2 protein-coding genes are annotated in these 10,858 nt (G+C 76.6%); both read right to left on the reverse strand.

Features of this window, described 5'->3' with window-relative positions:
- Positions 1-125: 125 nt before the first annotated feature.
- Entirely contained in the window at positions 126-791 is a 666-nt protein-coding gene (locus AB0C26_RS06810) for a class I SAM-dependent methyltransferase (protein WP_360242621.1), read from the reverse strand.
- A 4-nt stretch (positions 792-795) separates the two neighbouring features.
- Positions 796-10,851 carry a type I polyketide synthase gene (locus tag AB0C26_RS06815; protein WP_360242624.1) on the reverse strand — a complete coding sequence of 3,352 codons (10,056 nt, stop codon included), beginning with the start codon at positions 10,849-10,851 and terminating at the stop codon, positions 796-798.
- Positions 10,852-10,858 lie beyond the last annotated feature (7 nt).

A 10,858-nucleotide genomic window follows, 5' to 3' on the forward strand; every position in this document is an offset into this window, starting at 1 on the left:
ATCGCCGCGAGCAGACCGGGCAGCGCGCTCAGCGCGGCCACCAGGGACTCCACCAGCTCGTCGCGGCCGACGGGCCGCGCCGCCGGCGTACGCCGGACATCACCTCGCATCGTTCCTCCTTTGGGTCAGGCCCGCTTGCGGGCCAGGGTGATGCCGTCCGCCGTGGCGAGCAGGGACAGGTCGACGCGGTCGTCGCCGTGCAGCACCTCGTTCAGCTCGCGGATGGCCTCGGTGTCGGCGTCGGTAGCCGTGGGGTCGGCCACGCGGCCGAAGAAGAGCGTGTTGTCCAGCACGATCAGGCCGCCGGGGCGGAGCAACGGCAGCACGGCCTCGTAGTACTCCCGGTAGCCGGTCTTGTCGGCGTCGATGAACGCGAGGTCGATGCCGCCCGGGCCGCGCTCGGCGGCCAAGCCGGCGAGCGTCTCGCGGGCGTCGCCGATGCGCAGGTCGATGCGGTCGGCGACGCCGGCGCGCTCCCAGAACGGCCGCCCGACGGCCGGCCACCGTGCGGTGATGTCGCACGTCACCACGACGCCGCCGGGCGGCAGGGCGCGGGCCATGCACAGCGCGCTGTAGCCGGTGTACGTGCCGATCTCGAGCACGGTCCGGGCGCCGGTCAGCGCGACCAGCAGCGCGAGCAGCTGCCCCTCCTCCGCGGCCACCTGCAGGGCCCGGCCCGCCGGCAGCTCGGCGGTCACCTCCCGCAGCTCGCGCAGGACATCGTCGTCGCGCAGGGACGTCCGCCGTACGTAGTCGAGCAGGTCCGGGGTGAGCGTCAGGTGGTCGGCCACGTCGTCATCTCCTGTCCTCGGCCATGGCCATGCGCACCAGCGCGCCGGCGTCCATGGCCTCGATCTCGGCCCGCCGTCCGGCCGGGCGGTCCGGCTCGGCGGCGGGATCGCCCAGCGCCAGCAGCGCGTCGAGCAGTCCGGCGGTGCGCAGCCGGCCGATCGGCACGGCCGCGAGCAGGTCCCGGACGCGCTGCTCCTCGGGGTCGGCGGCGGTCGGCCGCGGCGCCGCGCCGGCGAACAGCTCGCCCGCCAGCCGGTCGGCCAGCATGGCCGGTTGCGGATGGTCGAAGACGACGGTGACCGGCAGTCGCAGCCCCGTCGCCGCGTTGAGCAGGTTGCGCAGCTCCACCGCGGTGAGCGAGTCGAAGCCGAGGTCCCGGAACGGCCGCTCGGGGTCCACCGCGGCCGGCGACTCGTACCCGAGCACCCCGGCCGCGAGCTCGCGGACCAGGTCGGTCAGCGCGGCCGCCCGCTCGTGGTCGTTCAGCCCGCTCAGCCGGCGCGTCAGGTCCGCCCGGTCGGCGCCGGCCCGGCGCCGGGCCACGCGGACCAGGTTGCGCAGCAGCGGGGGGACGCCGGTCACGCGGCCCTTGGCGTACAGCGCGGGCCAGTCCAGCCGCATCGGCAGCACCGCCGGCTCGGAGGCGAGGCAGGCCGCGTCGAACAGGGCCAGGCCGTCCGCGGCCGGCATCGCGACGATGCCGCGCCGGGCGTGGCGCTGCCGCTGTGCCTGGCCGATCTGCCCGCCCATGCCCCGCTCGTCGGCCCACAGCCCCCAGGCGAGCGACGTGCCGGGCAGGCCCAGCGACCGCCGGTGCGCGGCGAGGCCGTCCAGGAACGCGTTGGCCGCCGCGTAGTTGCCCTGACCGGCGCCGCCCAGCACACCCGCGCTGGAGGAGAAGAGCACCAGCGGCACCGACGGCCGGTTTCGGGTGAGCTCGTGCAGGTGCGCCGCGGCGTCGACCTTGACGCGGTAGACGGTGTCGACCTGGTTCTCGGTCAGCGAGGCGAGCAGCCCGTCGTCGAAGACGCCGGCGCTGTGCACCACGGCGCTCAGCGGCCGGCCGGCCTCGGCCCGCCGGACGATGCGGTGCAGCGCGTCGCGGTCGCCGACGTCGCAGGCCGCGAGCGTCACCTCGGCGCCGAGGTGACGCAGCCGGTCCACCAGTTCGCCGGCGCCCGGCGCGTCGCCGCCGCGGCGGCTGAGAAGCAGCAGATGGCGTACGCCGTGAGCGGCGACGAGATGCTCGGTGATCAGCGAGCCGACCCCGCCCGTGGCGCCGGTGACCAGGACCAGGCCCGCCGGGTCGAAGGAGGCCGACGGGACGGAGTCGTGCTCGCCCCGCGGCAGCCGGGCCAGCCTCGGCACCAGCAGCCGGCCGGCACGCAGCGCGGACTGCTCCTCGGCGACGCTCAGCGTGGTCAGCGCTCGCGCCGACGACTCGGCGCCGTCCACGTCGATCACGCGGAACCGGTCCGGGTGTTCGGCGTGGGCCGAGCGTACGAGGCCCCAGACCGCGGTGGCCACCGGGTCCGGCCCGTCGTCGTCCGCGGCGGCCGTGACCGCCCCGCGCGTCACGAAGGCGAGCCGCGGTCCGGCCGGCCGGTCGTCCGCGGTCCAGGCCCGGATCAGCGCCAGCACGTGCCGGGTGGCCGCCCGGGTCCGTGCCGCGAGCCCCGCCTCCGGGTCCGGAGCGCCGGGACCGGAAACATCGGGAACGCCGGCCACGAGAACCAGGTCCGGCATGGGCTCGCCGTCGTCCACCGCCCGGTTCAGGTCCGCGAGGTCGCGGAAGCGGCGCACCCCGTCGAGCGGGAGGCCGGCGCCGAGAACGGCGATCGAGACGGACTCCGGCCCGGTGGGCGGCATCGGCATCCAGTCAACGCGGAAGAGGCCGTCATGCGTTCCCGCGGCGCCGGCCCGGATCTCGTCGACCGGAACGGCGCGCAGCACCAGCGACCCGATGGTCCCGACCGGGTCTCCGGCCTCGTCGGCCAGCAGCACCGCAACCGAGTCGGCGCCGGCGGCGGTCAGCCGGACCCGCACCGTTCCGGTCACCGGCCGGTGGATCTCGAGGTCCGTGAAGGAGAACGGGCGGTGTCCCCCGCCCGCCTCCGGCAGCAGCTCACCGAGCGCTATGCCTTGCAGGGCCGCGTCGAGCAGCGCCGGATGGATCAGGTGACCGGTCGCCTCCCCGCCGGCCTCGCCGGGCAGGGCGACCTCGGTGTAGACCGCGTCGCCGGTGGTCCACGCCGCCTGCAGCCCGTGGAACGCGGGCCCGAGCTCGACACCGGCCGCGGCCAGACCGCCGTAGAGGTCGTCGACCGCGAGCGGGCGCGCGCCGGCGGGAGGCCAGGCGCCCAGGTCGTCGCCGGCCGCCGGCTCGGACGTGGCCAGCCAGCCGCTCCCGTGCACCTGCCAGCTCTCGTCGGCGCCGGCCCGGCCGTGCAGCCGCACCGGGCGCCGCCCGCTCTCGTCCTCCGGGCCGACCGTCAGCTGCAGGTCCACCGCGCCCTCGGCCGGAACCAGCACCGGCGCGTGCAGGGTCAGCTCGGCGACCCGGCCGAGCCCCACCACCTCGCCGCTCTTGGCCACCATCTCGGCCAGCGCGGTGGCCGGCAGCACCGCGGCCCCGGCCACCACGTGGTCGCCCAGCCAGGGTGCGGCCGCGCGGGACAGCCGGGCGGTGAAGACGACGGCGCCCGAGTCGGCCACCTCCACCCCGGCGGCCAGCAGCGGGTGCGCCGGGTCCGTCAGGCCGGCGGCGGTCACGTCGGCCGCGCGCACCGGCCCGTCCAGCCAGTGGCGGGTGCGCTGGAACGGATACGTGGGCAGTTCGACGGTCGTCACCTCGACGTCGCCGAGCGCACCGGACCAGTCGACCTCGACGCCGTGCAGGTGAACCTCGGCGAGGCCGGCCCGGAAGCGGTCCAGGCCGCCGTCGTCGCGGCGCAGCGTGCCGAGCACCACGGCGGCGCTGTCCCGGTCGTGCAGGGTGTCCTGCACGCCCACGGTTAGCACCGGATGCGGACTGCACTCGACGTAGAGCTGGAAGCCGTCGGCGTCCAGCAGGTCGACCGCCGCTCGCAGCCGCACCGGACGGCGCAGGTTCTCGTACCAGTAGCCGGCGTCGAGCCGCTCGCCGGGAAGCGGCGAGGCGGTGAGCGTCGAGTAGAACGGGACGGCCGCCGGCCGAGGCGTGACGCCGGACAGGGACTCGAGGATCTCGTCACGGATCCGCTCCACCTGAGCGGAGTGCGAGGCGTAGTCGACCGCGATGCGCCGGGCCCGGACGTCCGAGCCGGTGCAGTGCGCGAGCAGCTCGTCCAGCGCCGGGGCCTCGCCGGAGACGACGACGGTCCGCGGGCCGTTCACCGCGGCGACCGACAGCCGGCCGTCCCAGCGTTCCAGCAGCGGCTCGACGTCCTCCGCGGGAAGGTCGACGCTGGCCATGCCGCCGGTGCCGGCCAGCGCCCGCAACGCCCGCGACCGCAACCCCACCACCCGCGCACCATCCACCAACGACAACGCACCCGCCACCACCGCCGCCGCGATCTCACCCTGCGAATGACCCACCACCGCCGACGGCCGCACCCCACACGACTCCCACAACCGCGCCAACGACACCATCACCGCAAACAACACCGGCTGCACCACATCAACCCGCTCCAACCCCGGCCCACCCCCCAACACCACCTCCCGCAACGACCACCCCACAAACGGCTCCAACGCCGCCTCACACGCCACCATCGACTCCGCAAAAACCGGCGACACCGACCACAACGACGCCGCCATCCCCGCCCACTGCGCACCCTGACCGGGGAAGACGAAGACCACCTGGCCGCCGGCGCGGGCACGGTTCACCGACACGCCGGGTGCGGCCCGGCCCTCGGCCACGGCGCCCAGCCCGGCCAGCACGCCGTCCCGGTCGCCGGCGGTCACCACCGCGCGGTGCTCGAAACCGGTTCGGGTGGTCATCAGCGAGTACGCCAGGTCCGCGCAGGACAGGCCGGGCCGGTCGGCGAGCCACGTCCGGAGCCGGGCGGCCTGTGCGGCCAATGCCTCCGGCGTGCGGGCCGTCACCACCACGGGCAGCGCGGGGCCGGCCGCGCGCGGGGCCGGCTCGGGCTCCGCCGGCGCCTCCTCGATGATCAGGTGGGCGTTGGTGCCGCTGATGCCGAACGAGGAGATCCCCGCCCGCCGCGGCCGGTCACCGCGCGGCCAGGGCCGGGCCTCGGTCACCAGGCGCACGGCGCCGGACGACCAGTCGGCGTGCGGCGTCGGCTCGTCGACGTGCAACGTCGTCGGCAGCCGCTCGTGGCTCAGGGCGAGCACCATCTTGATGATCCCGGCGACGCCCGCGGCGGCCTGGGTGTGCCCGATGTTCGACTTGACCGACCCGAGCCAGAGCGGCCGGTCGGCCGGCCGTCCGGCGCCGTACGTGGCGAGCAGCGCCCGCGCCTCGATCGGGTCGCCCAGGGCGGTGCCGGTGCCGTGCGCCTCCACGGCGCCCACGTCGCCCGGGGCCAGCCCGGCCGAGGCCAGCGCGGCCCGGATCACCCGCTCCTGCGAGGGCCCGTTGGGCGCGGTGAGGCCGTTCGACGCGCCGTCGGAGTTCACCGCCGAGCCGCGCAGCACGGCGAGCACGCGGTGACCGTGGCGGCGGGCGGCGGAGAGCCGTTCGAGCACCACCAGGCCCACGCCCTCGCTCCAGCCGGTGCCGTCGGCCGCGCCGGCGAACGACTTGCACCGGGCGTCGCCGGCCAGGCCGCCCTGGCGGGCGAACTCGGCGAACGCCACCGGTGTGGACATCACCGTCACGCCGCCGGCCAGGGCGAGGTCGCACTCGCCGGCGCGCAGGGCCTGGGCGGCCAGGTGGACGGTGACCAGCGACGAGGAGCAGCCGGTGTCCACCGTGAGGGACGGTCCCTCGAGTCCGAGGACGTACGAGAGGCGCCCGGAGATGATGGATCCGGCCGTGCCGGTCATGGCGAAGCCCTCGGCCCCGCCGCGGGCGGCACCGAGCAGGGCGGAGTAGTCGGACGGTCCGGCGCCCACGAAGACGCCGGTGGCGCTGCCGCGCAGCCGGGCCGGGTCGATGCCGGCGTGTTCGACCGCCTCCCAGCCGGTTTCCAGCAGCAGTCGCTGTTGCGGGTCCATGGCCTGCGCCTCGCGCGGGGAGATGCCGAAGAAGGCGTGATCGAAGCCGGCCGCGTCGTAGAGGAAGCCGCCCTCGGCCCGGTAGCCGGCGCCGTCGCCGGTCCATCCCCGGTCGGCCGGGAAGGGGCCCACCGCGTCGGTGCCGTTGGCCAGCAGCGCCCACATCGATGCGGGCCCGGTGACGCCGCCCGGGTAGCGGCAGGCCATGCCGACGATCACCACGGGATCGTCGGCATCCGCCACCGCGGCCATCGGCGCCGGCCCCTCGGCCTCGGCTCGCCCACCGGCCATCTGCCGGCGGAGCAGCCTGGTCACCGCGTCGACGCTGGGATGGTCGAAGACGAGCGTGGCGGGCAGGCTCAGCCCGGTGGCGACGGCGAGCCGCTGCCGGAGCTCGACCGCCGTCACCGACGTGAGGCCGAGGTCCTTGAAGGACACCTCGGCCGGCAGTTCGTCGCCACCGGCGTGGCCCAGCACCGCGGCCGCCTCGGCCCGGACGAGATCGCGGACGATCTCGTCGCGCTCGCTGTCGGCGGCCCGGGCCAACCGGCGGCTGAGCGCGGCGGCGCGCGAGTCGTCGCCCGGTTCCGCGCCGGCGGAGGAGGCCTCGGCCACCTCGTCGAGCAGCGGTCGCCGCCGGGAGAGCGAATAGAGCTCGGCGAACCGGGTCCAGTCCACGTCGGCGACCGTCACCGTGACGTCACGCTGCTCCACCGCCCGGCGCAACGCGGTCAGGGCCGCCGCCGGGGGCATCATGCGCACGCCCTGCCGGGTGTGCGCGTCGTCGACGAGCCGGCCCATGCCGGCGCCGGCCCAGCCGCCCCACGCGATCGAGGTGGCGGCCAGCCCGCGGGCGCGGCGATCGGCGGCGAGCCCGTCCAGGTAGGCGTTCGCGGCCGCGTAGGCCGCCATGCCGGCGCTGCCCCACACGGCCGCGGCCGAGGAGAAGAGAACGAAGGCGTCGAGCGCCCGGTCGCCGAGCAACTCGTCGAAGTGCCGGGCCCCGGCCGCCTTCCCGGCGGCGACCCGGGCCGCCTCCTCCGGGGTCAGGTCGGCCAGCGCCTGCTGCGCGCCGACACCGGCCGCGTGCACCACCGCGGTCAGCGGCGGCTCGGCCGGCAGCGCCTCGAGCATCGCGGCGACGGCGGCCCGGTCGGCCATGTCGCAGGCGAGCGCGGTCGCCGGCACGTCCAGTTCGTCCAGCAGCGCCGCGGCGCCCGCCGCGGCCGGGCCGCCCCGGCTGACCAGCACGACGTGCTCCGCGCCGTTCGCCGCCAGCCAGCGCGCGACCTCGGCGCCGACGCCGCCGGTGCCGCCGGTGACCAGGACGGTGCCCCGGGGCCGCCAGCCCTCCCCGGCGCCGCGCGGGCGGCTCGCGCGCGCCAGCCGGCGGACGAGGACGCCGCCGGCGCGCAGCGCGAACTGGTCCTCGCCCCGGTCCTCGGCCGCGCCGCCGAGCAGGGTGCACAGCGTGGCCGCGTCCGCGTCGGGCCGGGCCGACGCGGCGGGCAGGTCCACCATTCCGCCCCAGGTGCCGGGGTGCTCCAGGCCGGCGATGCGGGCCAGCCCGGCCAGCGCCGCGGCCTCGGCCGACACCGGGTCGGCCGGAACGACCTGCTCGGCGCCGCGGGTGACGACCCAGAGCCGCGCGCCGATGCCGGCGTCGAGCAGGCCCTGCACCAGCGCGACGGTGGCCACCGTCCCGGCGGTGAGGGGCACGTGGGCCGGGTCGGGCCGCTGATGCAGACCGGCGTACGACAGCACCCCGGCCAGGTCCCCGTGCCGCTCGGCGATCTCCCGCAGGCGGGCACCGGCGACCTCCCGGCCGGTGCCGGGCGGCAGGTCGAGGCGGACGACGCCGGCGCCGGCCCGCACGAGAGCCCGCTCGGCGGCGGCCGGCTCGGCGGCGGTGTCGTCCCCCGAGGTGACCAGCAGCCAGGTGCCGGACGGCACCGCGGCGGGAAGATCGGCCCGGCGCCACACCACCCGGTAACGCCAGGAGTCCACTATGGAGTCTTGCTGCCGGCGGCGGTGGAAGCGGGCCATGGCCGGGGCCACCTCGCGCAGCGCGACGGGGTCGTTCAGGCCGATGGTGGCGGCCAGGGTCGCCGGATCGCCGGCGCCGACGGCGTCCCAGAATGCCGAGTCCTCGGCGGCGACGGTGGCGGCCGGCACCTCCACCCAGAAACGCTGATGCTGGAAGGCGTACGTGGGCAGCTCGGCCGACGGGCCGGGGCCGAGCAGCGACCGCCAGTCCACCGGCGCGCCCGCCACGTAGGCCTCGGCCAGCGACCGCCGCATCCGCGAGGCCTCCGGCTCGTCGCGCCGCAACGTGCCCAGCGCCGTCGCGGGCGCGGACCGGGCGGCGATCGTGTCCTGCACCGCGCCGACGAGCACCGGGTGCGGGCTGACCTCGACGAACATGTCGCAGCCGTCGTACAGGGCGGCCTGGACGGCGTCGTGCATGCGCACCGGCTCGCGCAGGTTTCGATACCAGTACGCGGCGTCGAGCCCGTCCGTGCCGAACAGCGACCCGGTGACGGTGGAGTAGAAGGCGATCGGCGCATCGGCCGCCCGGACCTCGCCGAGGGCCCGGCCCAGGTCGTCGCGGATGCGCTCGACGTAGCGCGAGTGGGAGGCGTACCGCATCGCGACCCGCCGCGCGCGGACGCCGCGCCCGGCGCACACCTCGGCCAGCTCGTCCAGGGCGGCGTTCTCGCCGGACACGATCACCGTGTGGGGCCCGTTCACGGCGCCGACGGTGAGCCGGTCGCCCCAGGGCTCGATCAGCTCCGCGGCCTCGCCGGCCGGCTGCCACACCGAGAGGAGGCCGCCGATGCCGTCCAAGCGGAGCGCCTCGCGGCCCCGCACCGCGATGACCCGGGCCGCGTCCGCCAGCGACAGGGCGCCGGCCACGCACGCGGCGGCCACCTCGCCCTGGCTGTGCCCGATCACCGCGGCGGGCTCGACGCCGGCCGAGCGCCACAGGGCGGCCAGCGAGACCATGACGGCGAAGTTCACCACCTGAGTGACGTCGACCCGGTCCAGCGGCGGCGCGCCCGGTTCGCCCCGCAGCACCGCCTCCGGCGAGTAGTCCAGGTGCGGCGCGAGAGCCGCCGAGCACTCACGCATCCGATCGGAGAAGACCGGCGACGAGTCGAGCAGGCCGGCGCCCATACCCGGCCATTGACCGCCCTGGCCGGGGAAGACGAAGACCACGCGCTGGCCGCCGTCGGCGGTGCCGGTGACGGCGGTGGCGACGGGCTCCTCGCGCGCCAGGGCATCGAGCGCGGAGATCCGCCCCTCGGCGTCGCCGAGCAGCACCGCGCGGTGCCGGAAGGCGGACCGGGCGCCGGCCAGCGACCGCGCGACCGCGGCCGGCGTCGGGCCCGGGTGCTCCGCCAGATGCTCGGCGAGGCGACGGGACTGGTCCCGCAGGGCGGCCGCCGACCGGCCGGAGACGATCCATGGAAGGTCGCCGGGCTCCGTGCCCGGCTCGGGGTCGCCCTCGGGGGCGGGCGGCGCCTCCTCCAGGATCAGGTGGGCGTTGGTTCCGCTGATGCCGAACGACGAGACACCGGCGCGCCGCGGCCGGTCACCGGCCGGCCAAGGTTGTTCCTCGGTCAGCAGCCGCACGGGAGCCGACTCCCAGTCGACGTGCGGCGTCGGCGCGTCCACGTGCAGCGTGCGCGGCAGCAGCCGGTGCCGCAGCGCCATCACCATCTTGATCACGCCGGTGACGCCGGCCGCGGCCTGGGTGTGCCCGAAGTTCGACTTGGCCGAGCCGAGCCACAGGGGACGGCCGGCGGAACGGCCGCGACCGTACGTCGCGAGCAGCGCCTGCGCCTCGATCGGGTCGCCCAGCCGGGTGCCGGTGCCGTGCGCCTCCACCGCGTCGACGTCGCCGGGCTCCAGGCTCGCGGCGGCCAGCGCCCGCCGGATCACCCGCTGCTGCGACGGCCCGTTCGGGGCGGTGAGCCCGTTGCTGGCGCCGTCCGAGTTCACCGCGGAGCCGCGCAGCACCGCGAGCACCCGGTGGCCGTTGCGGCGCGCGTCGCCGAGCCGTTCCAGCACCAGCACGCCGACGCCCTCGCCGAAACCGATCCCGTCGGCGGCGGCGGCGAACGACTTGCAGCGCCCGTCCGGCGCGACCGCGCCCTGGCCGGAGAAGGCGGCGAAGAACTGCGGCGTGGCCATCACGTTGACCCCGGCGGCCAGGGCGAGGCCGCATTCGCCGGCCCGCAGGCCGTACATGGCCAGGTGGATGGCGACCAGGGACGACGAGCACGCGGTGTCCACGGTCACCGCCGGCCCTTCCAGGCCCAGCGCGTACGCCACCCGGCCCGACATCACGCTGCTGGTGGTGCCGGTCAGCGCGTACCCCTCGCGGTCCAGGCCGGTGGCCGCGAGCAGCGCGGGATACTCCTGCGTGATGCCGCCGACGTAGACGCCGGTCGCGCTGCCGTGCAGCGAGGCCGGATCGATGCCCGCCCGTTCCAGCGCCTCCCACGACGTTTCCAGCACCTGCCGCTGCTGAGGGTCCATGGACAGGGCCTCGCGGGGCGAGATGCCGAAGAAGGCGGCGTCGAAGTCGCCCGGATCGGTGAGGAACGCGCCCTCCCGGGTGCGCGAGCTCGCCGTCGCGGCGGACCCGGGCTCGAACAGCTCGTCGCTCCACCCCCGGTTGCCCGGGAACGGGCCGATGGCGTCCGTGCCGGCGGCCACGGCGGCCCACAGCTCCTCCGGCGAGCCGATGCCGAGTGGGTAGCGGCAGGCCATCCCGACGATGGCGATCGGTTCGCGGGCCCGCTCCTCGACCTCGGTCAGGCGGGCCCGCGCCCGGCGGCTGTCGGCGATGGCCCGCTTGAGGTACTCGCGAAGCTTCTCTTCCTCGGACATCGGTCAG

This window comes from Actinoplanes sp. NPDC048796 (assembly GCF_040650035.1).
GTDB lineage: Bacteria > Actinomycetota > Actinomycetes > Mycobacteriales > Micromonosporaceae > Actinoplanes.